Annotated in this window: 24 protein-coding genes; 11 read left to right on the forward strand and 13 right to left on the reverse strand. The window is 61.9% G+C overall.

Annotated elements, in window-relative coordinates; translation table 11 throughout:
• The first annotated feature begins 4 nt into the window (after positions 1 to 4).
• The 5 genes from M1E12_RS13540 (at position 5) to M1E12_RS13560 (ending at position 5,070) form a co-directional block, all read left to right on the forward strand.
• Positions 5 to 283, forward strand: a complete 279-nt coding sequence (locus tag M1E12_RS13540) for a type II toxin-antitoxin system Phd/YefM family antitoxin (protein ID WP_479562144.1) — start codon at positions 5 to 7, stop codon at positions 281 to 283.
• The gene (locus M1E12_RS13545) at positions 280 to 675 is read left to right on the forward strand and encodes a type II toxin-antitoxin system VapC family toxin (protein ID WP_479562145.1); all 396 of its coding nucleotides are present in this window, start codon (positions 280 to 282) and stop codon (positions 673 to 675) included. Before M1E12_RS13540 ends, M1E12_RS13545 begins: the two co-directional genes overlap by 4 nt.
• Before the next feature lie 99 nt (positions 676 to 774).
• Positions 775 to 1,881, forward strand: a complete 1,107-nt coding sequence (locus tag M1E12_RS13550) for a CobW family GTP-binding protein (protein ID WP_479562146.1) — start codon at positions 775 to 777, stop codon at positions 1,879 to 1,881.
• 66 nt (positions 1,882 to 1,947) lie between these two features.
• On the forward strand, positions 1,948 to 2,934 hold the full coding sequence (locus M1E12_RS13555; protein ID WP_479562147.1) for a WD40 repeat domain-containing protein: 987 nt from the start codon (positions 1,948 to 1,950) through the stop codon (positions 2,932 to 2,934).
• Between the two features lie 300 nt (positions 2,935 to 3,234).
• A complete protein-coding gene (locus M1E12_RS13560) occupies positions 3,235 to 5,070 on the forward strand; it encodes a methyl-accepting chemotaxis protein (protein WP_479562148.1) in 1,836 nt (611 codons plus the stop codon).
• A 68-nt stretch (positions 5,071 to 5,138) separates the two neighbouring features.
• On the opposite strand, the gene M1E12_RS13565 is transcribed toward M1E12_RS13560, so the two are convergent.
• The 4 genes from M1E12_RS13565 to odc2 all read right to left on the reverse strand — a co-directional run bounded on the left by M1E12_RS13565 (position 5,139) and on the right by odc2 (position 8,904).
• The gene (locus tag M1E12_RS13565; RefSeq protein WP_479562149.1) at positions 5,139 to 5,753 is read right to left on the reverse strand and encodes an outer membrane protein; all 615 of its coding nucleotides are present in this window, start codon (positions 5,751 to 5,753) and stop codon (positions 5,139 to 5,141) included.
• A 388-nt stretch (positions 5,754 to 6,141) separates the two neighbouring features.
• Positions 6,142 to 6,786, reverse strand: a complete 645-nt coding sequence (locus M1E12_RS13570) for an OmpW/AlkL family protein (protein WP_479564886.1) — start codon at positions 6,784 to 6,786, stop codon at positions 6,142 to 6,144.
• Positions 6,787 to 7,104: 318 nt separating this feature from the next.
• Positions 7,105 to 7,701: a GNAT family N-acetyltransferase gene (locus M1E12_RS13575; protein WP_479562150.1), complete on the reverse strand. Its 597-nt coding sequence runs from the start codon at positions 7,699 to 7,701 to the stop codon at positions 7,105 to 7,107.
• 69 nt (positions 7,702 to 7,770) lie between these two features.
• Positions 7,771 to 8,904 carry an ornithine/lysine decarboxylase gene (gene odc2 / locus M1E12_RS13580; RefSeq protein WP_479562151.1) on the reverse strand — a complete coding sequence of 378 codons (1,134 nt, stop codon included), beginning with the start codon at positions 8,902 to 8,904 and terminating at the stop codon, positions 7,771 to 7,773.
• Positions 8,905 to 9,466: 562 nt separating this feature from the next.
• Here odc2 and M1E12_RS13585 point away from each other — a divergent pair.
• The 3 genes from M1E12_RS13585 (at position 9,467) to M1E12_RS13595 (ending at position 12,203) form a co-directional block, all read left to right on the forward strand.
• Entirely contained in the window at positions 9,467 to 10,360 is an 894-nt protein-coding gene (locus M1E12_RS13585; RefSeq protein ID WP_136538091.1) for a LysR family transcriptional regulator, read from the forward strand.
• 86 nt (positions 10,361 to 10,446) lie between these two features.
• Positions 10,447 to 11,091 carry a DUF1007 family protein gene (locus M1E12_RS13590; protein ID WP_479564887.1) on the forward strand — a complete coding sequence of 215 codons (645 nt, stop codon included), beginning with the start codon at positions 10,447 to 10,449 and terminating at the stop codon, positions 11,089 to 11,091.
• On the forward strand, positions 11,085 to 12,203 hold the full coding sequence (locus M1E12_RS13595) for a nickel/cobalt transporter (RefSeq protein ID WP_479562152.1): 1,119 nt from the start codon (positions 11,085 to 11,087) through the stop codon (positions 12,201 to 12,203). The genes M1E12_RS13590 and M1E12_RS13595 overlap by 7 nt, the downstream gene beginning before the upstream one ends.
• A 3-nt stretch (positions 12,204 to 12,206) precedes the next feature.
• Here the strand turns inward: M1E12_RS13595 and M1E12_RS13600 are convergent, their stop codons facing one another.
• From M1E12_RS13600 to M1E12_RS13615, 4 genes are all read right to left on the reverse strand, one after another.
• The gene (locus tag M1E12_RS13600) at positions 12,207 to 12,608 is read right to left on the reverse strand and encodes a hypothetical protein (RefSeq protein WP_479562153.1); all 402 of its coding nucleotides are present in this window, start codon (positions 12,606 to 12,608) and stop codon (positions 12,207 to 12,209) included.
• A 13-nt stretch (positions 12,609 to 12,621) separates the two neighbouring features.
• Positions 12,622 to 13,311: a GNAT family N-acetyltransferase gene (locus tag M1E12_RS13605; RefSeq protein WP_479562154.1), complete on the reverse strand. Its 690-nt coding sequence runs from the start codon at positions 13,309 to 13,311 to the stop codon at positions 12,622 to 12,624.
• 107 nt (positions 13,312 to 13,418) lie between these two features.
• The gene (locus M1E12_RS13610) at positions 13,419 to 14,117 is read right to left on the reverse strand and encodes a tellurite resistance TerB family protein (RefSeq protein ID WP_113461063.1); all 699 of its coding nucleotides are present in this window, start codon (positions 14,115 to 14,117) and stop codon (positions 13,419 to 13,421) included.
• A gap of 88 nt (positions 14,118 to 14,205) precedes the next feature.
• Positions 14,206 to 14,844: a 2-dehydro-3-deoxy-phosphogluconate aldolase gene (locus tag M1E12_RS13615; protein WP_136538088.1), complete on the reverse strand. Its 639-nt coding sequence runs from the start codon at positions 14,842 to 14,844 to the stop codon at positions 14,206 to 14,208.
• A 153-nt stretch (positions 14,845 to 14,997) separates the two neighbouring features.
• Here M1E12_RS13615 and M1E12_RS13620 point away from each other — a divergent pair, with 153 nt between their 5' ends.
• Both M1E12_RS13620 and M1E12_RS13625 read left to right on the forward strand, forming a co-directional pair.
• Complete coding sequence (locus tag M1E12_RS13620; RefSeq protein ID WP_136538087.1) at positions 14,998 to 15,486, forward strand: CYTH domain-containing protein; 489 nt, start codon at positions 14,998 to 15,000, stop codon at positions 15,484 to 15,486.
• Entirely contained in the window at positions 15,470 to 16,378 is a 909-nt protein-coding gene (locus M1E12_RS13625; protein WP_479562155.1) for a CHAD domain-containing protein, read from the forward strand. Before M1E12_RS13620 ends, M1E12_RS13625 begins: the two co-directional genes overlap by 17 nt.
• Here M1E12_RS13625 and M1E12_RS13630 read toward each other — a convergent pair.
• From M1E12_RS13630 to M1E12_RS13645, 4 genes are read right to left on the reverse strand one after another with little or no spacing between them, the layout of a single operon-like run.
• Complete coding sequence (locus M1E12_RS13630; RefSeq protein WP_479562156.1) at positions 16,375 to 17,778, reverse strand: ABC transporter ATP-binding protein; 1,404 nt, start codon at positions 17,776 to 17,778, stop codon at positions 16,375 to 16,377. The two genes, M1E12_RS13625 and M1E12_RS13630, sit on opposite strands and share 4 nt — an antisense overlap.
• On the reverse strand, positions 17,775 to 18,593 hold the full coding sequence (locus tag M1E12_RS13635) for an ABC transporter permease (protein WP_479562157.1): 819 nt from the start codon (positions 18,591 to 18,593) through the stop codon (positions 17,775 to 17,777). The genes M1E12_RS13630 and M1E12_RS13635 overlap by 4 nt, the downstream gene beginning before the upstream one ends.
• Complete coding sequence (locus M1E12_RS13640) at positions 18,590 to 19,525, reverse strand: ABC transporter permease (protein WP_479562158.1); 936 nt, start codon at positions 19,523 to 19,525, stop codon at positions 18,590 to 18,592. The genes M1E12_RS13635 and M1E12_RS13640 overlap by 4 nt, the downstream gene beginning before the upstream one ends.
• Complete coding sequence (locus tag M1E12_RS13645) at positions 19,522 to 21,039, reverse strand: ABC transporter substrate-binding protein (protein WP_479562159.1); 1,518 nt, start codon at positions 21,037 to 21,039, stop codon at positions 19,522 to 19,524. Before M1E12_RS13645 ends, M1E12_RS13640 begins: the two co-directional genes overlap by 4 nt.
• 172 nt (positions 21,040 to 21,211) lie before the next feature.
• Between M1E12_RS13645 and trhO the strand changes: the two genes are divergently transcribed.
• Positions 21,212 to 22,156 (forward strand): oxygen-dependent tRNA uridine(34) hydroxylase TrhO, encoded by a 945-nt coding sequence (gene trhO, locus M1E12_RS13650; protein ID WP_479562160.1) that lies wholly within the window; start codon positions 21,212 to 21,214, stop codon positions 22,154 to 22,156.
• Between the two features lie 18 nt (positions 22,157 to 22,174).
• Here trhO and M1E12_RS13655 read toward each other — a convergent pair whose 3' ends face one another.
• The gene (locus tag M1E12_RS13655; protein WP_479562161.1) at positions 22,175 to 22,423 is read right to left on the reverse strand and encodes a hypothetical protein; all 249 of its coding nucleotides are present in this window, start codon (positions 22,421 to 22,423) and stop codon (positions 22,175 to 22,177) included.
• Positions 22,424 to 22,446: the final 23 nt, after the last annotated feature.

Below are 22,446 nucleotides of genomic sequence, written 5' to 3' on the forward strand. Positions count from 1 at the left end.
AAACATGCGTGTTTCCATGGAACAGGCAGCAGCAAGGGTCGAAGAACTCATAGAGCGCGTTGAAAGCGGAGAACCCGTTATCATCACCCGCGACGGCCAGGATGCCGCGGTCTTGCGCCCCATCGAGACCGTCGAAACGCGGGCACCCCTTTCCGAAGAGGAAAGGCGCAAGGTCTTTAGAGAGATACGCGAACGCATTTCGCAGTTACCTGATCCATTTCCCGGGGAAACGGCAGAAAGGAGCCAGGACTTTCTGTATGACGAACACGGTCTACCCAAGTGATCGTCGTCGACACCTCGGCACTGATGGCGATCCTCAAAACCGAAGCTGCCGCGATCGAATGTGAGACTATTCTGGCTGACTCATCCCGGCGGCTGTTGATGTCTGCCGGCACGATAACGGAAGCCCACATTGTCGCTGCGCGCAATCAGCGGCTCACGGAAATGAAGATGCTCATCTCAGCGTCCGCGATTGAAGTCATCCCGTTGACATCGGCACGAGCGGAACGAGCCAGCTTCGCCTACCAACGCTTCGGCAAAGGCTTCCACCCCGCCGCACTCAATTTCGGCGAGTGCTTTTCCTATGCCACCGCCGAGGAGTTTGACTGCACTCTCCTCTATGTCGGCGACGACTTCGGCCGCACGGATCTCCGCTCCGCGCTCACCACCGACTGAACCTCACGAAAGCCTTTGAACTGAATGGCCGGAACCCCTATATGGGGGTAATACCATTACAGCCGCATCGCCCGGCGCCCCCTGACATCAGAGGCTTTCATGACCGAAGCAACCGCGAAACCGACACCCGTCACCGTGCTCACCGGCTATCTCGGCGCCGGCAAGACGACGCTCCTGAACCGGATCCTGTCCGAGAACCACGGCAAGAAATACGCAGTCATCGTCAACGAATTCGGTGAAATCGGCATCGACAACGACCTGATCGTCGAGTCGGACGAAGAAATCTACGAGATGAACAATGGCTGCGTCTGCTGCACGGTGCGCGGCGACTTGATCCGCGTCGTGGAAGGCCTGATGCGCCGCCCGGGCCGCTTCGACGGCATCATCGTCGAGACCACGGGCCTTGCCGATCCGGTTCCGGTTGCCCAGACCTTCTTCATGGACGATGACGTTCGGTCCAAGACCGAGCTCGACGCGGTCGTCGCCCTGGTCGACGCCAAGCACCTGCCGCTGCGTCTGAAGGACAGCCGCGAAGCCGAAGACCAGATCGCCTTTGCCGATGTCGTTGTGATCAACAAGGCTGACCTCGTCTCCCACGACGAGCTGCACCAGATCGAACACATTGTCCGTGCGATCAACCCGTCGGCCCGCATTTACTCGACCACCCGCTCCGGCGTGGATCTCGCCAAGGTGCTCGATCAGGGCGCATTCAACCTCGAGCGCGCACTGGAGAACGACCCGCACTTCCTGGACCACGATGATCCGGATCACGTCTGCGGCCCGGATTGCGACCATGATCATGGTCATCACCATCACCACGATCATCATCACCATGATCACGACCATCACCACCATCATGGCCATGATCATCACCATCACGATCACGGTCCGTCCCCGATCCATGATGTGACGGTGACCTCGGTGTCGCTGCGCGGTGGCGAGATGAACCCCGACCGCTTCTTCCCCTGGATCCATAAGGTGACCCAGACGCAAGGCCCGAACATCCTGCGCCTCAAGGGCATCATCGCCTTCAAGGGCGACGAGGAGCGCTATGTCGTGCAGGGCGTGCACATGATTGTCGAAGGCGACCATCAGCGCCCGTGGAAGGACGGCGAGAAGCGCGAGAGCCGCCTGGTCTTCATCGGCCGCGAACTCGACCGCGAGAAGCTTGAAGCAAGCTTCAAGGCCTGCGAAGCCACCGCCTGATCTGTCGGAGTGGGCGCGCCCCGCGCCCTCCCCGCCCGCACATTGCCCGAAAGAAAGCCTGAACCTATGCCCACAGTCGCCCCTCTCGATATCGAAGGTCATGTAGTCTCCACGCATTTCCTAGGAGACATCCCGGTCTTTGCTGCCGCGACGGGTGCCGTCCACCGCTTGGACGGCGGCGAGAAGGTGACGGAAGCCAATGCCGGCCTCCTCACCTGCGTCAAGGATCCGGCGAGCCAGACCCTCCTGACCGGCGGCGAAGACGGTCGTGTCCTGCGCATCGCCCATGACGGGACCGTCACTGAACTGGCGCATGTACCGCGCAAGTGGATCTCGGTCGTTGCGCCCGGGCCACAGGGTGCTGTCGCCTATGCGGTCGGCAAGTCGACCTTCGTGCGTCTCGCCGATGGCACGACCAAGGAATTCGTGGAGGAGCGCACGGTCGAAGCCGTCGACTTTGCGCCCAAGGGGCTGCGAATTGCTGTTGCCCGCTACAACGGGGTGACCCTGCACTGGGTCGGCACGTCGGGCGCACCCGTCGATCTGGAGTGGAAGGGCGCTCATACCGGCGTCACCTTCTCACCGGATGGCCGCTTTGTCGTGACGATGATGCAGGAAAGCGCGTTGCACGGCTGGAAGCTCGACGGCAAATCCTCCGACACGCGCCACATGCGCATGACCGGTTACCCGGCCAAGGTAAAGTCGCTCTCCTGGTCGCCCAAAGGCAAATGGCTTGCCTCGTCGGGCGCGCCGGCCGCCATCGTCTGGCCCTTTTCGGGCAAGGACGGCCCCATGGGCAAGGCACCGCTGGAACTTGGCACACGCGCCAATATCCTCGTCACCCAGGTCGCCTTCCATCCGATGGAGGAAGTCTTGGCCATCGGCTTCATCGACGGGATGATCCTTGCTGTCCGCATCGCCGACGGAAAAGAGGCGCTGTTGCGGCGTCCCGGCAAGGGCGCAATCACCTCGCTTGCCTGGAGCAGCACCGGCAAACTGCTCGCCTTCGGCTCCGAAACGGGCGACTGCGGTGTGATCGATATCACCGGCTGATTGTCTGAAATCGGCCCTCAAAGCCTTTTGGTTGCGTGTATGGGCGACAAAAATCGCGCCTAAGGTCAAAAATACCTAAATCTTGCACTAAACCGTTCACCGAATACTCACCTTAACCATGTGGTAGTGATTGCCTCCCTAATTTCGGGGAGGCGAGCGAGAGACAAGACAGCCGCGTCTCGCTGGGACTGGAATCATTCCTCTGAATTCAACTTTGATTATTCTCTCCAACCACGGCAGCTGAGCCGAGGGCGCAGACGCCTGCGCCCGGCCGCGGCGCGCGTTCGAAACGGACGACACATGAACCTGAACCTCAAAATCGTGGTGACGGCGGCAGGCCTTGCCCTCGCCGCCGGCATTGTCGCGGTCGCGGGCGTAGGCGCCCAGACACTGCAGACCCTCAAGGTCAACGGCCCCATCTACAAGGAGATCGTCGACGGAAAGGACCTGATCGCCGACATCCTGCCGCCCCCGCTCTATCTGATCGAATCTTACGCGCTGGCCAACGAAGTCTTCGTTCATCCGGACACCGCGGCCGTGAACCTGCCGCGCTTCGATCTGCTCCACAAGCTCTATGACGAGCGCCGGGAATACTGGAAGAACTCGACGCTGCCGGATAACTTGCGTGCCAAGCTCTACGACGAAGTCATCGCCAAGGGCGACCGTTATTGGACGACTTTGCAGAATGAACTGAAACCGGCTCTTGCTGCCGGCGATGCCAGCGCTACCACGCCGGTGCTCGTGAAGCTCAAGCTAGAGTTTCATGACCATGAGACCTCGGTCAACGAACTGGTGACCATGGCCGGCGACTATCTCGTCGGGCGCGAATCCTACGCGGCAGCCAAATCCGCGAGCGAAGAAGCCCTGCTGCTGACGCTCGGCCTCATGCTGATCGCCACGGCCCTTGGAAGCGTCTACTTCATCCACCGCCGCGCTCTGAAACCGCTCGGTGAGATCACCGGCTTCATGACCAACATGGCCTCCGGCGACTTCACCGGAACCGTTCCCCATGCCAATCGCCGCGACGAGATTGGTCACATCGCCGAAGCGGTGGAAGTCTTCCGCCAGTCGGGTCTGGAAAACCAGCGCCTGCAGGCAGAGACCGAAGCGGCACGTGCCGAGGCAGATCGCGAACGCGCGCTGCGCGACCAGGATCGGACGATCGAGGCGGAAGCGCTGCGCTTCGTCATAGAGGCGCTGGGCGCCGGCCTTCACCGTCTCGCCGAATGCAACATCCGCATCACCCTGGACGAAGCCTTCGATGCCCGCTTCGAACCCCTGCGCCAGGACTTCAACCATTCCATCGCCACCTTCCAGGCGACGCTGGAAAAGGTCATGGAGGAGACCCGCCGCCTGTTGGAAAACAGCCAGGAGATGCGCGAAGCCTCCGGCAACCTTGCAAGCCGCACCGAACAGCAGGCCGCAGCACTCGAACAGACCTCGGCAGCTCTGGAACAGGTGACCGCCACGGTACGGGCCTCCGCACAGCGCACGAGCGACACCCGTGAACTGGTACGGGACGCGAAGAACTGCGCCGTGGCTTCGGGAAGCGTCGTTCGCTCCGCCGTTTCGGCCATGGAGCGCATCGAATCGGCTTCGTCCGAGATCGGCCAGATCATCGGCGTCATCGACGAGATCGCCTTCCAGACCAACCTGCTCGCTCTCAATGCCGGGGTCGAGGCGGCCCGCGCCGGCGAAGCCGGAAAGGGCTTTGCGGTTGTCGCCCAGGAAGTCCGCGAACTCGCCCAGCGGTCTGCCAACGCAGCGCGCGACATCAAGGGCCTCATCCAGAAGTCCAGTGTCGAGGTCTCATCCGGCGTCCAGCTCGTCGGCGAAACCGGCAGCGCCCTTGATCAGATCGGCGACTTCGTCAGCCGCATTGACACCAATGTCGATGCCATCGCGACAGCAGCCCGCGAGCAGGCCATCGGCTTGCAGGAAATCAGTGCTGCCATCAACAGCATCGACCAGATGACGCAGCAGAACGCGGCAATGGTCGAGGAAACCACGGCTATCAGCCACACGCTTGCCGAGGGTGCGGTTCAGCTGACCTCATTGGTCAATCGCTTCCAGCTCAATCGCCGAAGCGATATCCGCGGCACAGAGGCTACCGCGATCGAGCATCGCGCCGCCTGATGGAACCGCAAACAGAAAAGCCCGGCTTCCGCGAGGAAGCCGGGCTTTTCCGTGTCAGATCAGTTGAATCAGAACTTGACGGCGAGGCCGACATTCACCGTGTGCTGGCTGAAGTCGACGTCCGCACCACCGAGGTCACCGCTGCCGAAGTCGTTGTAACGATATTCGACGCGGGTAAACATGCGGTCGGTCAGAGCGTAGTCAACGCCACCACCGATGGTCCAGCCATGCAGCGTGTCGTCGTCACCAGCACCTTCGATGTTGGTGCCGGTGTAACCACCTGCTGCGAACAGCAGTGCGCGGTCCATAGCATAACCAACGCGGGCACGTGCCGACCAGTTGAGGCCGGACTCATAATCCGTGCCAGCAATGGTTTCTTCGTTCCAGTCGTAGTTCAGGTCGCCTTCAACGCCAACAACCAGCTGGTTGCCGAGGTCCCAGTTGTAACCAACAAAGCCGCCGAAACGAGCGCCGTCGAAGCTCTCGTCGATCGCGCCGACTTCGCCGTCACCCCAACCGTAGCCGGTCAGGATACCTGCATAGCCACCTGCCCAGGAAAACTGCGGAACAGTTTCGACGGCAACCGGCGGCTCAGCCGGGGCTTCGTAAATGGCGTCAGCCGCGAAAGCCGAGGTCGAAATCGCCAGAGCGGCGGCAGATCCGAGAAGGATGCTTTTGATCATGTGATAAACTCCTGTGTTACAAGATCGCTTATAGCGCCATCTGTGGTTCATGTATGTGATGATTATACAACATAACCACCTAAACCCAACCAGCGGTTTTGTTCCCGCCCATGCGATAATTTTCCGCACAGGACCCGCAGCAAGAAGTATCGAGCAGCAAAATGGTTCCTTCGTGTGGCGGAAAAATGGACGAGCCTGTCAGCAGTGCGTGAACACTGCGTGAGATTTGCAACACAGGAAACAGGTGCAGTCGGGCTTCCGACCTGGCACAAGATCCTCAACCCGTTGATATCACGACATCAACGGCATCCATTGCTGGCCGAAGACGCAAAAAAGGGACGGTGCCAACGGCATCCGCCCCCTCTCAAAAAAAGAAACCGCCCGGCGATCAGAAACGGTAGGTGACGCCGGCGCCGATCAGCCATGGATCGAGTTTCGCCTTGCCGGAATAGTCCGTGCCGTTAATCGTCGCGTCGAAATCGGCCTTGAGGAAAAGCTTCTTCACGTCGAAGTTAACGCCCCAATGTTCGTTGACCATGTAGTCGGCGCCGATCTGCAGCGCCGTGCCGAACGAATTCTTCACATCGAGGCTCGTCGCCGCGTCGCCATCCTGGCTGTAGAAAATGGTGTAGTTCACGCCGGCGCCGACATAAGGCTTGAAGGCGCCGAAGTCGGTGAAGTGGTATTGCAGCGTCAGCGTCGGCGGCAGCACCCAGGTCTTGCCCACCTTGCCCACGCCTGCGAGTGCACCCTCGCCATAGATATTGGCATAGGTGGTGCCGAGGATGAGTTCGGCGGCAATGTTGTCGGTGAGATAATAGGTGATGTCGAGTTCCGGTATCACGCTATTGCTGTAGGACAGGTCCGAGCCCGCAACGCCATTCACCGAGCCCGAATCATTGGTGATCACGCCGAGACCGCGGACACGAATCTGCCAGGGGCTGGTCGCCGCCACCGCCTCGGTCGCCGCCTCCGGTGCGGGTTCCATCAGTGGCGCGAGATCCGCCGCCGAAACTGCCGGTGTAAGCAGCATCAGTGTGGCGGTCGCGACAAGAGCGCGGGTTGAGGCAGTCCGGACGGTGGTCATCATTCTCTCCTTGAAACAAGCATTGGCGTTAAGCCGATGCCAGCTAGCAGCCTGAGAGAGGCGAGCCACTTGAGCCAGATCAATAGGTTAGAGCTTGATTATGAAGAACAACGATCGCCGCTCGAACTGTGACCGCCACGACACGGCCAGAGTTGACGATTGGAAAAAACCTTCGTCATGCGGCTGTGGTCGACCACCAAAGGAAAGGGCCCGGCGCGAACGAGTCGCGGCCGGGCCCTTCAGCGAGCATCCGGGAGCCTTCACTCAGGCTGCGCGGCGCAGGTTCGTCGGCTGCGACAGCTTGCGACCCGACGCGACCACCATGCCGGCGGCTCCTTCGAGCCAGCCATGCACGAGTTCCAGCGCCAGGAAGCGGTCGCGCGCAAACGGACCCGGCATCACCAGATGCTGCGTCTTGTCGGCAAAAAAGCCGAAGCGCTCGTAGTAAGGTGCGTCACCCACCAGAAGCACGGCACCATGGCCGCGCTTGCGGGCTTCGAGGAGGGCGGCCCGCATCAGCGCGCCACCGATACCCTTGCCCTCATGCGCCGAATCGACGGCGAGCGGACCGAGCAGCAGCGCATCAATGGCCTTGCCTTCGCGGCTAACGCCGGCCTCGACATTCCACAGGCGCACGGTCCCGATCACATGCCCCGCCGGATCACGCGCAACGAACGCCAGCCCCTCGGCCGGGATCCGGTTGCGACGGATCTTCTCCGACGACTTCTTGCGGCGATTGGTGCCCATGGCACGGTCGAGCAGCGCCTCACGCGCGACGACGTCGGCTGGCGTTTCGGTATCGATGACAAAGGCAGGCGCCGGCGCGAAAAGCGCGCGCATGCTGGTCAGAACAGCGGCCATGGTGGCCTCCCATCCCAAGCGGTGACGATGATTGTGAAGGTCCGTGCCGGTTGGCCGGCACGGGAGACGTCAGATGACGTAGGACTTCAGCGGTTCGAAGCCATTGAACGCCACCGCCGAATAGGTGGTGGTGTAGGCGCCGGTGCCTTCGATCAGGACCTCGTCGCCGATCGAGAGCGAGATCGGCAGCGGATACATGTTCTTCTCGTAGAGCACGTCGGCCGAATCGCAGGTCGGGCCGGCGATGACGCAGGGCTCCATGTCATCGGCGTCACGAACGGTGCGGATCGGGTAACGGATCGCTTCGTCCATGGTTTCTGCGAGACCGCCGAACTTGCCGATGTCGAGGAACACCCAGCGATGCTCGTCATTGTCGGACTTCTTCGAGATCAGCACGACTTCCGCCTTGATCACGCCGGCATTGCCGACCATGCCGCGGCCCGGCTCGATGATGGTCTGCGGGATGTTGTTGCCGAAGTGCTTCTTCAGCGACGCGTTGATCGCCTGACCATAAGCCTCTGCGGACGGGATGTCGCGCAGGTACTTGGTCGGGAAACCGCCACCCATGTTGACCATCTTCAGGACGATACCCTGCTTGGCCAGCGAGTTGAACACGCGCTTGGCATCGGCAAGGGCGCCATCCCAGGCATCGACCTTGGTCATCTGCGAACCGACATGGAACGAGACGCCGAAGCTTTCGAGGCCGAGCTGGTGGGCGTAGACGAGAACGTCGACGGCCATCTGCGGCACGCAGCCGAACTTGCGCGACAGCGGCCATTCGGCGCCTTCACCATCCGTCAGGACGCGGCAGAACACGCGAGCGCCGGGAGCGGCACGGGCGATCTTCTCGACTTCCTCATGGCTGTCGACTGCGTAGAGGTTGACACCGAGTGCAAAAGCACGGGCGATGTCGCGCTCCTTCTTGATGGTGTTGCCGAAAGAGATGCGGTCGGCGGTGGCGCCGGCATCGAGTGCCATCTGGATTTCGGCAACGGAAGCGCAGTCGAAGTTCGAGCCGAGCGAGGCCAGGAGCTGGAGGATCTCCGGCGCCGGGTTCGCCTTGACTGCGTAGTAGATGGCGCTGTCCGGCAGGGCGTGACGGAAGGCACCGAAGTTGTCGCGCACCACGTCGAGGTCGACCACGAGGCAGGGACCTTCCGGACGTCGGGTGTTGATGAAGTCGAGGATACGTGCAGTGGTCATCGGTCAACCTTCCATAGGCCAAGGGTTCCGAAGCCTGAGACTTCGGATGGACAAAGGACGGCGAGACATCGCAAGAAACCAGTCGGTGGAGACACTGGTACCGTACGAACGCTCGACGCGCGAAACGATGGATAAACGCACTCTTGCCTGAGCGCATAAATCCGCTTTGTCTGCCATGGATTGGAGGGAGACCCTACCGCACTTCCGGCAATGATGGTGTGCCTCTTCAGTACCCCGACTGATGGAAAGCCGGCAGAGAACCAGAAAGGCCCGCACCGTCGTTGCTTCAAGATGTCCTCGCATTTCCCGGTTGGCCGGAATAGCGACTGGAGGGGTTAGTTCCAGGTACCTTACCGATGACCTCACCTTAGGGATAAATCCCAGTTCGAGGGTCGGCGGACACCCACAGGCACGTGCGACTTTGGGCAAGCACGGAGATAAGAAAACTGTCCGTCATAATCAAGAGGAAAATTCGCCCCTGGTTAATTTCTGCGCGGACCGTGCTATTCATTGAACAATTCACTTCGCGCGTTCACAATCTGCGCGGCAACAGGGGAGCGACATGGATACGCTGACGAGGATCCGGGCTTTTATCGATGTGGTGGAAGCCGAAGGTTTTTCGGCCGCCGCCCGCAAGACGGGCCGATCCAAGGCATTGCTGTCCAAATATGTCCGTGAATTGGAAGACGAATTGGGCGCCCTGCTGCTCAATCGCACCACCCGGCAGTTCTCCCTGACGGAGGCTGGACATACCTATTACAGGACGGCTGCCGATATCCTGAAGGAGATCGACAACCTTGCCGATCTCGTGCGCGAGAACAATGCCGACCTCAAAGGCAAGCTGAAGGTCACCCTGCCCCGCACCTTTATCGACGCCGAGATCGGTCAGTCGCTGATCGATTTCGCCAAGGAAAACCCGGAACTGTCTCTGGAGATCGTCGCTGAAGACCGATTCGTCGACCTGATCGAGGAAGGCTTCGACCTCGGAATCCGAATCACCAAGCTGGACGATTCCGGCATGATCGCCCGCAAGCTCTCGGACTTTCGGGTCTATGCCTGTGCGACCCCGGCCTTCCTGGAGGCGAAGGGCCCTCTCGTTCACCCCAGCGAGCTTTCCCGTGTCCCCTTCCTCATCGACACCAATTCGCGGTCGCATAACAGCCTGCGGTTCGTCGATACCGACGGCAGCCCGATCACCGTCAGCGTGTCCGGTCCGATCGAAGTGAACAGCCCGCAAGCCACCCTGCGCGCTGCCCGTGCAGGCCTGGGTGTCGCCATGATCCCTGACTTCATCGCAAGGCCCCATCTCGCCTCGGGCGAGCTCGTGTCGCTCTTCGACGAATACATCGCCAAGGACCGCGGCATCTATGCCGTCTATCCGCACCGTCGCTATCTGCCGGCCAAGGTGCGCGCCTTCGTCGATTACCTTCACGCATGGTTCAAGCGCTACTCGTGATCGGCGAATCGCGTCGGGTCCCACTTTTGTCCCATTCATCCGACAGGAGGGAACCCATGCGGGACATCGGGAAGGGTCTGGACAGAATGCTGAGAAGCCTGAGTTATTGGGCGGCCGGAGCGGCCGTTGCCTTCGCGACACCGGCACTCTCCCATCCTCACATCTTTGCCGAAGCGCGCGTCGAGATCGTGGCCGCCGATGACGGCACGCTGAAGGAGCTCCGCAATGTCTGGCGCTTCGATGACATCTTCTCCTCGAGCGTCCTCATGGACTTCGACAAGAACACGGACCTCAAGCTCGACCACGCCGAGCTGAACGAGATCGCCAACACCATCCGCGATTCGCTCGGCGACTACAGCTACTTCACCTTCATCACCAAGGACGGAACCACCAGCGAAATCGCGAGGCCCGAGGTCTTCAACGTCGACTTCAAGGACAACCAGCTTCTGGTCTTCTTCGTGGCAAAGCCGAAGACGCCCGTGAAGATCGGCGGCCGGATGAATTTCGGCGTGTATGACCCGACACTCTATACCGCGATCGACTTCGCCAAGGACGAGGACATGGTGGTCGAAGGCAAGGCGTTCGAGGCTTGCACGCACAAGGTCGTCCGACCCGACCCGGACGAGATCATCGCGCAGAACCAGCTGAATCTGACCGAAGCCTTCTTCAGCGATCCGACCGGCAATGACATGGGCAAGCTCTTTGCCACCAGGCTGGAGGTGACATGCTGAGCCATGCCCGACGCGGCCAGGTTGCCCGGATCGCAGCAGCAGCACTCGCTCTCGCCCTTGTCGCCGGCGTCGCCCACGCCGCCTCCCCGCTCGGCATCGGCACGGCCGAGCCCAGCTATCAGCCGTCTTCCGGCCCCTTCGCCGAGCTGCTGGTCTGGATCAACGCCCATCAGCAGGCCTTCTATCGCTCGCTGACCGATGCTCTGAAAGCGATGCGCGAGGATCCCGCGAGCCTCGTAACCCTGATCGGCCTCTCTTTTGCCTATGGTGTCTTCCACGCTGCCGGCCCCGGGCACGGCAAGGCCGTCATCTCGTCCTATCTGTTGGCCAACGAGATCGAACTGCGCCGCGGCATCCTGATCTCCTTCGTCTCGGCCATTCTTCAAGGCATGGTGGCGATCGCGGTCGTCGGAACGGCCTATCTCGTCCTGCGCGGCACCTCGATCAGCATGACGGACGCCACGCGCACGCTGGAGATCGCAAGCTATGCGATGATCGTGGCCTTCGGCATCTGGCTCCTGGTGCGCAAGCTGCGGACGTCATTCGCCCATGCAACACCGTCTGCAGCAACAGCCGGCCTTTTCGAGAGAACGGAGGCGCCTTCAGGCAGCAGCGTCACGGCATCCCTGTTTGCCAGCCCCTCTGAACCGACGTCATCGAAAGAGGCAGCCGGCTCACGCTTCCGCGCTGTCGCCGTCGCCCACGATCATGACGCGCTCGCGCCCGGCTCGGTCTGCCATGAGTGTGGGATCGCCCATCTGCCAGACCCGAGCCTTCTCGGCGGCAGCACCTTCAGCCTGCGCGACGCCTGGTCGGCTGTCATCGCCGTCGGCATGCGCCCCTGTTCCGGCGCGCTGCTTGTCATGACCTTCTCGCTGCTGAACGGCCTCCTGCTCGGCGGGATACTGTCGGTCTTCGCCATGGCACTCGGCACCGCCATCACCGTCTCGGTTCTGGCAAGCCTTGCCGTCGGCGCCAAGGGCTTCGCCTTGAGGCTTTCCGGCCCCGGCTCCCGCCGCGCCGGCATTGTCGCAAGCTCGATCGAAGTGGGAGCAGCACTGCTCGTGATCCTGCTGGGCGCCCTGCTGCTGGCCGCCAGCCTCAACGCCTGAGGATCAGCCCTCGTCGCTTTCGTGGCTGCGCTGATAGCGCGAGCGTAACCAGAGAATGAGGAATAAGGCCATGAGGGCGACGCCGCCGACCAAAGCGCCGAGTTCCGGAGAATAGCGGCCAAGCCAGAGCACGACGGTCGGGACGACAAGCATCAATCCGAAAATTACGGCGACGACCACCGCAGCCTGTGCTGCCGGTGACCGTTGCGTCTTGGGCGCCTCGTCCGACCGCGCCACCTTCTTCGGCTCCGGCAATAGGCTGAAAGCATAGACCACGACACCAATCGCCACGCAGATGCCGACCGACCAGGCAACGGTGGCGCTCTTGAAACTCGCATAAGCAAGCGCCAGAGCGGCGACAGCCGTTCCGACATAAAGGATGATGCTGTAGATATTCGGCTTCACGGTATTTTTCCTATCAGGTCGAGGCGGCTGCGATCTCGGCGCGCAACTCTTCCAGCCGCCGCTTCTGGCGTCCGGCCTCATCGAAATTGTCAGGGGCGAGCCAGGCCTCGAAGGCGGCCCGGATGACCGGCCACTCGCCATCGATCATAGAGAACCAGGCGGTATCGCGGTTCTTGCCCTTCGACAGCATATGCTGGCGAAACACGCCTTCAAAGCTGAAGCCGTAGCGCTTCGCCGTGACCTTGCTCGGTTCGTTTTCGTTGTGGCACTTCCATTCATAGCGGCGATAGCCGAGGTCATCGAAGACATGCCGCGCCAGGAGATAATGAGCCTCGGTCGCGAGCGGCGAACGGCTCATGGCGGGACCATGCGCAACACCGCCCACTTCGACCACACCGTTCGCCGGGTCTGGCCGCATGTAATTTGCCATGCCCACGACCTTGCCGGTCGCCTTGTCCCGGAAGACTTCCGTGACCCACCCGCCCTTCTGAACGGTCGTCAGCCAGGCATCGAAGTCTTCGATCCCCTTGAAATCCGGCTGCGTGAAATAGGTAAGCAGCGGGTTGATCTCCATTCCGCCGAGACCGTCCCAGAGCGCCTGAAGATGCGTATCGCGGTCGTAAGGTTCGACAACGACGAAGCGCCCTTCCAGCCTGACGGGCTGAGGAGCCGGACATCCCTTGAAGGTGGACAGATCACGCATGAAAAAGTCTCGGGCCCAGTGTTTGCCCGAGGCTTATGTCACGCTGGCGCCAAAGGCAACCGCCACACGCGGCAACCAGACGGACCGGTTGCCGCAGAGCGTCGTTCTCAGAGGCTGACCTTGGCGGAGGCGACGGTCGCCTCGATGTGGTCGACGAGTGCATCGGGAAGGCCGAGGCGGCCGGCGAGCATGTCGAGATAGCCGCGCTCGGTGCGGGTATCCGGCTCGATCGTCAGACGCGAGGCCGTGTAGATTTCGACACGCTGCTCTTCCGTCTTCGCGGAGGCAACGAGCGCATCGAGGTCGATGGGCTTGGCCAGTTCTGCTTCGATAAAGGCCTCAGCCTCCGCACCCAGGCCCGACAGATGCACCTTGTCCATGATGCGCGAGCGCTCGCTGGCATCGATGTGACCATCGGCCTTGGCGGCTGCGATCATCGCACGCACAAGCGAAAGGGCGAAATCATTGGAGACGGCCTGCGGCTCGGTGCTGAAGGGCGAATCCTTCGGTGGCGGCAGGAGTTCGGGCAGCGACTGGGTCGGCTCTGCCGGCTGACCGGACTTGTAGTTCTTGTAGGCCTGGTAGCCGAGACCTGCGATGACGGCGAGGCCACCGATCTTGAGGGCGTTGCTGCCAAGGGAGCGCCCCGTCTTCGTGCCGAGCAGCACGGCTGCAAGAGCGCCGGTCTTCCAAGGATTGGCCTTGGCCATGCCCATGAGGTCATTGCCCTTCTGGCCGATCGAACCGGCAGAACCGGGCATCTGCGAACCGAGGAATTGATCCAGCAGCTTCTTGGCGTCGAACATCGCGGTCTCCTTGTTGTCTCTGTCGCTCCCTAGATAGGAAGCCACAGAGACAATACAAAGAGCGGTAAACGGCGACGTGACGGGAATGTCAGCCCTTCAGGGCCGAAGCTTCACTGGCAAGCTTCGTGATGCCAGCCCAATCACCGGCCGAGACCAGTTCCTTCGGCGCGACCCAAGAACCGCCCACGCAGACGACGTTGGGCAGCGACAGGTAATCCATGGCATTCTTCAGCGAGATGCCGCCGGTCGGGCAGAACAGCGTGCCGGCGAGCGGCGAGGACAGCGCCTTGAGGTAAGCGGCACCGCCGGCCTGCTCGGCGGGGAAGAACTTCAGAACCTTGTAGCCCTCTTCGCGCAGCGCCATGACTTCGGATGCAGTCGCAGCCCCCGGCAGCAGCGGAATGTCGGACTGGCGCGCCACATCAAGCAGTTCCTGGGTCGTGCCCGGGCTGACGATGAATTGCGAGCCGGCATCGACAGCCGCCGCATAATGTGCGGCATTGAGGATGGTGCCGGCACCGACCACGGCGCCTTCGACTTCCTGAGCAACCAAGCGCACGGCTTCCAGTGCGGCATCGGTGCGGAGCGTGATCTCGATCGCCTTCAGGCCACCTGCGACAAGAGCGCGCGCCAGGGGCACGGCGGTCTTCGCGTCCTCAACGATCAAAACCGGCACGACCGGCTGAAGCTTCAGGGTGGAGAGGAGCTTTTCGGTTTTGTCGCCCATGGCAGAACCCTCTTTTAAAACGATTAGATCGGCCCTTCACTAACGCGCGAAGCTGCCGATGTCGAGACCGACAGGTAGCACGGAATCTTTCCAGTTTGCTAACGCTGCAGCCTCGGATATGTTTGCAACGGTTATATTTCGGAGCGTGAGCGTATGGCGAAGGAAATCGAGCGCAAGTTTCTCGTCCGAACCGATGGCTGGAAAAAGGCCGTTACATCGCAGACCCATATCCGCCAGGCCTATATTGCTGCCGAGCCGGACCGTTCGGTGCGTGTGCGCACACGCAACGACAAGACGGCCCAGCTGACCATCAAATTCGGCAAGGGTGCGCTGACCCGCGACGAGTTCGAATATCCGATCTCCCACGACGATGCCTTGGAAATGCTCGCATTCTCGATCGGCAACGTCATCGAGAAGACCCGCTACACCGTCGACTTCGAAGGTTTCACCTGGGAAGTCGATGTCTTCGAAGGCGCCTATCGTGGCCTGGTGACGGCCGAGGTTGAAATGACATCGGAGGATGACGCGCCGAGCCTTCCCACCTGGCTTGGCCGCGAGGTCACCGGCGACAAGCGCTATTCCAATCAGGCTCTTGCGACCGAGCGCATGCGGCCGGAGCTGGTGCATGCCATATCGCATTAGGCCGGACCGCCCGCTTCTCGACGAGGTCCAGACCGTCGCGCGCCGCGAGCTGGAAAAGGCGATAGAGGCCCTCGAGGCAAGGCCTGAAGGTCTCCATGCCGCAATCCACGCCGCCCGCAAGAAATTCAAGCGCCTGCGCAATCTCTACCGCCTGATCGCGACCGGCGACAAGGAATTCCGCCGCCAGGAAAACGTCAGACTGCGCGATGCCGGCCGCAGCCTCTCGCGCATCCGCGATGCGACCGCACTGATCGAAACCGTCGAGCATCTCTCGGACCATGCCCTGACAGACGACGAGGCGGAAACGCTGGACGCGACCCGCGCGGTGCTGGCGCTGCGCCGCGACGAGATCGCCGCCGAGGAAAAGGATCTGGAAGCCGGGGTCGAAGCTGTCGTCGGCGAATGCCGAGCGGCGATCGACGCGCTGGACACACTTTCCCTGCCGTCAAAGCCCAGACTGGCGTCGCGCCTGATCGCCAAGGGCTGGCGTAAGGGGTTGGAAAACGCCCATGAGGCGCTTGAGACCTGCAAGGGCGAAAGCCACGGCGAAGCCTTCCACGACTTGCGAAAGGCGGCCCAGGCCTACTGGATGAACCTGTCGCTGCTGCGCGACCTCTGGCCGAGCGCCTTTGCCGCCAAGCGCAACGAAGCGAAAAGGCTGGTCGACCTTCTCGGTCACGAACATGACCTCACGGTCCTGACGACGCTCCTCGACCACGAACCCGAGACCTTCGGAGACGGCGAAGGTCAGTCTTTCCTGCTCGCAATCATCATCCGCCGCCAGCAGGACCTGCGCCGCGAAGCGCTTGATCTCGCCGATCAGGTCTTCGCCGACCCCGCAAAACACGAGGCCGGCATTGTCGAGACCTTGTGGATGCGCGCGGCGACCTAAACCGCGCCGATCTCAACCTGCCTGTCGCAGGTCTTCTCGATCATCGCCGCGTCGTGACTGACCAGCAGAACCGCGCAGTTTCGCTCCCGCGCGAGCTCCGTCAGCAGCTCGATGGTCTCCTGTTGCGTGATCAGGTCAAGACGCGAAGTCGGCTCGTCGGCGAAGACGAAGACCGGATCGAGGAGTAGAACCCGCAACAGCGCAAACCGCTGCAATTCGCCGCCCGAAACCTCCGTGGGCAGCCTTGTCAGCAGAACCGGCGACAGCCGCAGCCGCTCCATCAGCGGCTGGACGCGTGATGCGTCGAGCCGATGCAGCCGCACCAGATCGGAGATGGCTTGACCCAGGGTGAGTTTCTGCGGGAAGGCCGAGGGCGGATCCTGATAGAGCTTCTGATAGCGGACCGGTTTTGCCTGTGGCAGACGGATAACTTCACCGGCATCGGCTTTCAAAAGCCCGAGGAGGACATCTCCGAGCGAACTCTTGCCCGAACCGCTCGGACCGGTGATGCCGACGATCTCGCCGCGTCTGATCGACAGATCCTGATCCGAGAACAGAAGCTTGCCGCCGCGCGCCTTCGCCAGTCCGGAAGCCACGAGGATGGGGGCTTCCTCTGCAGCAGAGGCTAACGCCCGGCGCTCCCAGTTTTCCGGCTCAGCCGCAATCAGACGACGGGTATAGTCATGCCTTGGCGAGGCCAGCACCTCTGCGGCTTCGCCGATTTCAATGATCCTGCCATCGAGCATGACGGCGAGATCCCCGCCCATCTGACGAGCGAGCGCCAGATCGTGGGTAATGGTCAAGACGGTCCCGCCGGCTTCGACTTCCCTCATCAGAAGCGCGATGACCTCGTCGCGGCGGGCGACATCGAGCCCCTTGGTCGGCTCATCGGCAATGATGATGCTCGCACCACCGGCACGCGCTGCGGCAAAGGCGACACGTTGGGCCATGCCGCCTGAAAGCTGACCCGGCAGCTTCGCCTCGGCATCGAGCACACCCAGCGCTTCGAGATCGGTGCGCGCGGCCGAGACGGCCTCGTCTTCCCCGAGCCGCCTCAGATAACGGTGCCCCTCGCTGACCTGCTCGAGCGCCACCATGGTGGGGTCGAGCGCCAGCCACGGCTCCTGCGGCAGGACGCCGACCTTCCGGCCCCAGAGCGGGCGAAACCGCTTGGGCTCTGCCAGCGAAAGGACCTGGCCGTCGATGGTCACCGAGCCAGTGGCCGTCAGTCCCTCTGGGAGCACGCCGATCATGGCCTGTGCCAAGAGGCTCTTGCCCGACCCGGTCTCCCCGAGAATGGTGAAGGGTCGTCCGGCCCGCAAGGAGAAGGACACGGGAGACACGATCTCGCCGGTCACGGCAGAAACGGAAGCGGAAACGACAGAAAGAAGAATGGTCATGACTTGTCCTTTCCGCCGATCAACTGGAGTGCGAGCACCATCAGAAAGATGACCGCGATCGGCTGCAGCAGCGCATGCGGTGCTTCCTGGTAGTAGGGCAGAAGCTCGATCATCATCGAACCGAGCTCCGGCGTCGGGGGGCGCACGCCGACACTGACGAAGCCGAGGGCCGCGATCGCCATGATGGCCGTGGCTGCACCATAGGCAGCGACAGTCAGCACCATCGGAGCAAGTTCCGGCCACAGATGCCGACGCAGGATATAGGCAGGCCCGAACCCGAGAAGCCGTGAGGCTTCGACCGCCGGCGACATCAGGAGGGGCCGTGCCAGGGCGCGCGTGAGGCGGAAGTATTCCACCCAGAGCACCAGCGAAATGCCGATATAGAACATTGCCGGATTATCCGGCACGATCGCCGTCAGCATCAGAACCAGCAGGAGGCCGGGCAGCGCGAGGAAGGCCTCGGAGACCGCACCGACGGCGCGATCGACAAAGCCACCGCGCCAAGCCGCCAAGACGCCGAGCAACACGCCCGGGATCATGGCGGTGAAGACCGAAAGAAGCGCAAGCCCCAGCGACAGCCGAAGGGCAGCCGCCAGACGCGCCTGCATCGAACGGCCGAGGTGATCATAACCAAACCAGTCCGCAGCAGTCGGTCCCTGCAGTGTCTGCCGCAAGGTCTGCTTCAACGGGTCGGCTCCGCCGATCAGAAGCGGCAGGAATGCAAAGCCGAGGAGAGCCAGAAGGATGGTCGCGCCAATGATACGGCGGACCGGCCAGCGCGCCGGGCGCGGTGCCACATAGTCGAAGGTCGTCATGCGCTGCGCCTCCTCGGATCGATGCCATGGCAAAAGAGATCGACAAGCGCGTTGAGCGCCACGAACATCAACCCCATGACAAGTGCCGTTCCCTGGATCATCGGCACGTCCCGCCCAAAGATGGCGTGGACCAGAGCATGGCCGATGCCTGGCCAGGCAAACAGCGTCTCGACGACCACAACGCCTTCAACGAGATAGACGAATTGCACGCCGAGATAGGTGACGATCGGCACTGCGACATTGCGCAGCCCGTGCCGCGCAAAGACCTGCCACTCGGAAAGACCCTTGGTGCGGCCAAAGGCGTAATAGGGCGAGCGCGACACCGCGACCATCGCATCACGCGCGACGCGATTGGAGACGGCCGCAAGACCGAGCGCCAGTGTCAGCGCCGGGAGCACGAGATGGGCGCCATGCGTATGTCCGGCCGCAGGCAAGACATTGAGCGTGATGCCGAAGACGATGATCAGGATCAGCCCGACCACGAATTGCGGCAGAGCGCGAAGCCCCGTCGATACCAGCATCAGTGCCCGGTCCAGGACCCCGTCGGGCCTGAGGCCCGCAAGGATGCCCAGCGGCGGCCCGATGAAAAGCGACAGCACGATCGCTGCGAGCGCCAGCTCGATCGTATGGCCAAGCTGCATGCCGATCTCATCGATAACGGGTTTGCCAGTCACCAGTGACGTGCCAAGATCGAAGCGCAGAAGGTCGGCCATCCACTCGAAAAGAGCGACGATCGCCGGTTTGCCCAGGTCGAGTTCGGCAGCCACCTTCGCGGCGGCTGCACTGTCGACGACGTCAAAGCCATAGCGGCCAGCAGCGATACGGTAGGCAAGGTCGCCAGGCAGCGACCGTGTCATCACAAAGCAGATGAGGCCAACCATGAATGCCACCAGAGCCGCCTGAATGAGGCGGTTCAGGATTGCTTTCGTCATTTCGCCCACCGCATGTCTTCAAGCCCGAAGGAACGTTCGAACGGATCAAGCTCAGCCCCCTCCAGTTGCGGGGAGACGGCAACGGTTTGCTGGTACCAGGCGATCGGGATGACCGGCAGGTCGGCCTGGATCGCCGCGACGGCCCGGTGACGCAGAGCTTCGCCTTCTGCCGGGTCCGCCACGCGGGTCAGGTCGTCCAGCGCCGCCTCGAAGCCGGCATTGGTCCAGTTCATGGCGCCCCAGTCTCCACCACCCGGTCCATAGTCGGAGAGCATCGTGCCGATCGGATCAGGAACGAGCGCGAAGTTGCGCGCCATCAGCGCAAGCTCGAGTGACCCGTCCTGATGTTTGGCCGGGATCTCGGAGGAATTCGTGGAATTGATCGTCAGCGCGCCACCGATTTCCTTGAGCTGGTCCTGGAGGACCGCAGCAATCAGCGGCAGCTCCGGGCGATCGGGGTAGGTCGTCAGCGTCAGCGCGAACGGCTTGCCGTCCTTCTGAAGCATGCCATCATCGCCCGCGCTCCAACCGAGCTCGGCAAGAAGCGCCCTCGCTTTTTCCGGGTCATAGGCAAGCGGGGCAAGCCCGGCATCGTGCCAGATCTTGAGGCTCGGCGGGAAAAGCTGCGTGGCTGCTGCCGGATAGCGCAGGATCGCGATGGCCAAGCCCTCGCGGTCGATGGCAAGGCTGAGCGCTTCGCGCGCCTTGACGTCGGAAAGGAAGGCATGACCCGCATTGACCTTCAGGAGCACGCTGCGCGGGATGGACACGGATTGCAGCACCACCTTGTCGCTCTTTGCCAGACGCGTCCGGCTTGCGGGATCGAGATTGAAGACATAATCGGCGTCGCCGCTCTCGGCCATCAGCGCGCGGGTCTCGGCGCGGCTGACCGACAGATAGGTCGCCTTCTCGATTGCAGGCTTGTTACCCCAATAATCGGCAAAGCGCTCGACCGCGAGGCTTTGCGGTGCCTCGAGCTTGGTCAGCTTGAACGGTCCCGTCCCGATGATCGCCTTGACCTCGGCCCCTTCGTAAGCAGCCGGCGCCAGGATCTGCGCACGGTTTTCGGCGAGGAAGGCAAGAAGCGGCACGAAAGGCTTCGACAGCGTCACCACGACCGTCCCCTCCCCTTCAGCCTTGATGTCGGCAATGGGCGCCTTGCTCAATAGCCCGGCCTTGGCCTTGGCAATGTTGAGCGCAGACGCGGCAGCGTCGGCAGTCAGTGCCGTGCCGTCCTGAAACTTGACGCCGGGCTGCAGCTCGAAGCGCCAGACCAGCCCATCCTCGCTGACGGACCAGGTCTTCGCGAGAGCCGGAATCGGATTGCCGGCCTTGTCCGCTTCCACAAGCGTTTCCACGATCCCCATGCGCAAGAAGATGTCGCCGGACTTGGCGGGATCGAGGCCTGTGATCTCGAACGGCGCGACGATATCGACAACCCCATCCGTTGCCATGGCGGGCGCTGTGCCTGAGAGCAGAAGCGCGAGCGAAGCTGCGAACATATTCTTGAACATTAGCATCACCTTTAATGTTATAAAGTAACAAGCGTGTAGCCAATGCCATTTCTGCTGTCCAGTGTCATGGCGCACTGCCCACAGCCTGCTCATGGACTTGACGATTTTCAAACTTGTCCCGGCACGCGGAAATCCGTTGCACCGCAGGGGTAGAGGGGGTATTTCGCAGGCCATGACAGAACACTCAGCAGCCCCACGCCCCGAGACCAGCGGCGCCTTTTGCGTCGCCGCGCTTTATCACTTTGCCAAGTTCCCACGCTTCGAAAGCTTCCAGGAGCCGCTGGAGAGCCTTTGCAAGGCCGAAGGCGTGAAGGGCACGCTGCTTCTCGCCCATGAGGGCATCAACGGCACGATCGCCGGGACTGATGCGGCCATTGCCAAGGTGCTGGCCTATATCCGCAGCCAGCCGGAATTCGCGAGCCTCGAGCACAAGGAAAGCCGTGCGTCGAAGATGCCCTTTCTGCGCATGAAGGTGCGGCTGAAGAAAGAGATCGTGACCATGGGCGTCGAGGATATCGACCCCAACGAGATCGTCGGCACCTATGTCGATCCGAAGGACTGGAACGATCTCATCTCGGACCCGGACACCATCGTCATCGACACCCGCAACGATTACGAGACGGCAATCGGCATCTTCCGCGGCGCAGTCGACCCGAACACGAAGACATTCCGCGAGTTTCCCGACTGGGTGAAGAACAATCCAGGTTTGCACAACAAGCCGAAGATCGCGATGTACTGCACCGGCGGGATCCGATGCGAGAAGGCAACGGCCTTCATGAAGCAGCAGGGCTTTGAAGAGGTGTACCACCTCAAGGGTGGCATTCTGAAATATCTGGAGGAAGTGCCGGAAGAACAGAGCCTGTGGGACGGCGCCTGCTTCGTGTTCGATGAGCGCGTCTCGGTCACGCATGGCCTGAAGGAAGGCAACCACAAGCTCTGCCACGCCTGCCGCAATCCGATTACCGCCGAGGAACTGACCCATCCCCATTACGAGGAGGGTGTCTCCTGCAGCCATTGTTATGAAACCCGCACCGAGGCCGATCGCGACCGTTATCGGCAGCGCCAGCTGCAGATAGCACTGGCGAAAAAGCGTGGCGAAAAGCATATCGGCGGCTGAACGCCGCCGAATGTCTCTTTAGCCAGAGATCATGTCGCCACGTTTCCACTCGCGACGACCCCAGTTGCGCAGACGCATGCGCGGGGCGATCACAAGCGCGAACAGGGGTGCTGCGGCGAAGGCGGCGATGATGACGAGCGGCAGCAAGACCTTGGCGTGGACGGCAAGCGCCGGAACCGACAGGACAAGAATGGCACCAGCGCCGAAGATGACGGCGTTGATCATCATGCTGCAGACAATTTTAAGCCAGGTATCGGTGGTGAGCATCTGATCTCTCCTTTCTCCGAGAG

The sequence above is a fragment of the Rhizobium sp. K33 genome (assembly GCF_056501445.1).

What these genes read in the sequence shown, in the direction of transcription:
- M1E12_RS13540 (WP_479562144.1), top strand. Translation starts at nt 5, where the DNA reads ATGCGTGTTTCCATGGAACAGGCAGCAGCAAGGGTCGAAGAACTCATA.
- M1E12_RS13550 (WP_479562146.1), top strand. Translation starts at nt 775, where the DNA reads ATGACCGAAGCAACCGCGAAACCGACACCCGTCACCGTGCTCACCGGC.
- M1E12_RS13555 (WP_479562147.1), top strand. Translation starts at nt 1,948, where the DNA reads ATGCCCACAGTCGCCCCTCTCGATATCGAAGGTCATGTAGTCTCCACG.
- M1E12_RS13560 (WP_479562148.1), top strand. Translation starts at nt 3,235, where the DNA reads ATGAACCTGAACCTCAAAATCGTGGTGACGGCGGCAGGCCTTGCCCTC.
- M1E12_RS13565 (WP_479562149.1), bottom strand. Translation starts at nt 5,753, where the DNA reads ATGATCAAAAGCATCCTTCTCGGATCTGCCGCCGCTCTGGCGATTTCG.
- M1E12_RS13570 (WP_479564886.1), bottom strand. Translation starts at nt 6,786, where the DNA reads ATGCTGCTTACACCGGCAGTTTCGGCGGCGGATCTCGCGCCACTGATG.
- M1E12_RS13575 (WP_479562150.1), bottom strand. Translation starts at nt 7,701, where the DNA reads ATGGCCGCTGTTCTGACCAGCATGCGCGCGCTTTTCGCGCCGGCGCCT.
- odc2 (WP_479562151.1), bottom strand. Translation starts at nt 8,904, where the DNA reads ATGACCACTGCACGTATCCTCGACTTCATCAACACCCGACGTCCGGAA.
- M1E12_RS13585 (WP_136538091.1), top strand. Translation starts at nt 9,467, where the DNA reads ATGGATACGCTGACGAGGATCCGGGCTTTTATCGATGTGGTGGAAGCC.
- M1E12_RS13590 (WP_479564887.1), top strand. Translation starts at nt 10,447, where the DNA reads ATGCTGAGAAGCCTGAGTTATTGGGCGGCCGGAGCGGCCGTTGCCTTC.
- M1E12_RS13595 (WP_479562152.1), top strand. Translation starts at nt 11,085, where the DNA reads ATGCTGAGCCATGCCCGACGCGGCCAGGTTGCCCGGATCGCAGCAGCA.
- M1E12_RS13605 (WP_479562154.1), bottom strand. Translation starts at nt 13,311, where the DNA reads ATGCGTGATCTGTCCACCTTCAAGGGATGTCCGGCTCCTCAGCCCGTC.
- M1E12_RS13610 (WP_113461063.1), bottom strand. Translation starts at nt 14,117, where the DNA reads ATGTTCGACGCCAAGAAGCTGCTGGATCAATTCCTCGGTTCGCAGATG.
- M1E12_RS13615 (WP_136538088.1), bottom strand. Translation starts at nt 14,844, where the DNA reads ATGGGCGACAAAACCGAAAAGCTCCTCTCCACCCTGAAGCTTCAGCCG.
- M1E12_RS13620 (WP_136538087.1), top strand. Translation starts at nt 14,998, where the DNA reads ATGGCGAAGGAAATCGAGCGCAAGTTTCTCGTCCGAACCGATGGCTGG.
- M1E12_RS13625 (WP_479562155.1), top strand. Translation starts at nt 15,470, where the DNA reads ATGCCATATCGCATTAGGCCGGACCGCCCGCTTCTCGACGAGGTCCAG.
- M1E12_RS13630 (WP_479562156.1), bottom strand. Translation starts at nt 17,778, where the DNA reads ATGACCATTCTTCTTTCTGTCGTTTCCGCTTCCGTTTCTGCCGTGACC.
- M1E12_RS13635 (WP_479562157.1), bottom strand. Translation starts at nt 18,593, where the DNA reads ATGACGACCTTCGACTATGTGGCACCGCGCCCGGCGCGCTGGCCGGTC.
- M1E12_RS13640 (WP_479562158.1), bottom strand. Translation starts at nt 19,525, where the DNA reads ATGACGAAAGCAATCCTGAACCGCCTCATTCAGGCGGCTCTGGTGGCA.
- M1E12_RS13645 (WP_479562159.1), bottom strand. Translation starts at nt 21,039, where the DNA reads ATGTTCAAGAATATGTTCGCAGCTTCGCTCGCGCTTCTGCTCTCAGGC.
- trhO (WP_479562160.1), top strand. Translation starts at nt 21,212, where the DNA reads ATGACAGAACACTCAGCAGCCCCACGCCCCGAGACCAGCGGCGCCTTT.
- M1E12_RS13655 (WP_479562161.1), bottom strand. Translation starts at nt 22,423, where the DNA reads ATGCTCACCACCGATACCTGGCTTAAAATTGTCTGCAGCATGATGATC.